The organism is Priestia sp. MDV22-iso46 (genome assembly GCF_058629175.1).
In genome coordinates this window covers 1-917 of sequence record NZ_JBZVWT010000033.1, presented here as the reverse complement: position 1 = coordinate 917, position 917 = coordinate 1, and the positions used below count along the sequence as shown (strand labels likewise).

Below are 917 nucleotides of genomic sequence, written 5' to 3'. Positions count from 1 at the left end.
ACAACATGAGGCTAGCCCTAAAGCTATTTCGGAGAGAACCAGCTATCTCCAGGTTCGATTGGAATTTCTCCGCTACCCACACCTCATCCCCGCACTTTTCAACGTGCGTGGGTTCGGGCCTCCATTCAGTGTTACCTGAACTTCACCCTGGACATGGGTAGATCACCTGGTTTCGGGTCTACAACCACATACTAAACGCCCTATTCAGACTCGCTTTCGCTACGGCTCCGCCTTATCAGCTTAACCTTGCATGGGATCGTAACTCGCCGGTTCATTCTACAAAAGGCACGCCATCACCCGTTAACGGGCTCTGACTACTTGTAGGCACACGGTTTCAGGATCTCTTTCACTCCCCTTCCGGGGTGCTTTTCACCTTTCCCTCACGGTACTGGTTCACTATCGGTCACTAGGTAGTATTTAGCCTTGGGAGATGGTCCTCCCAGCTTCCGACGGAATTTCACGTGTTCCGCCGTACTCAGGATCCACTCAAGAGGGAACGAAGTTTCAACTACAGGGTTGTTACCTTCTTCGACGGACCTTTCCAGGTCGCTTCATTTACTTCGTTCCTTTGTAACTCCGTATAGAGTGTCCTACAACCCCAAGAGGCAAGCCTCTTGGTTTGGGCTAATTCCGTTTCGCTCGCCGCTACTCAGGAAATCGCATTTGCTTTCTCTTCCTCCGGGTACTTAGATGTTTCAGTTCCCCGGGTCTGCCTTCAATATCCTATGTATTCAGATAAAGATACTGTTCCATTACGAACAGTGGGTTTCCCCATTCGGAAATCTCCGGATCAAAGCTCACTTACAGCTCCCCGAAGCATATCGGTGTTAGTCCCGTCCTTCATCGGCTCCTAGTGCCAAGGCATTCACCGTGCGCCCTTTCTAACTTAACCATTAGCGAATAAATGGTACAACATA

The 917-nt window shown here is 49.9% G+C and carries 1 rRNA gene; it reads right to left on the bottom strand.

Annotation, left to right across the window (positions count from 1 at the left end):
* Positions 1-892 (bottom strand): 23S ribosomal RNA (locus AC4NPH_RS30970); the annotation flags it as partial.
* Positions 893-917: the final 25 nt, after the last annotated feature.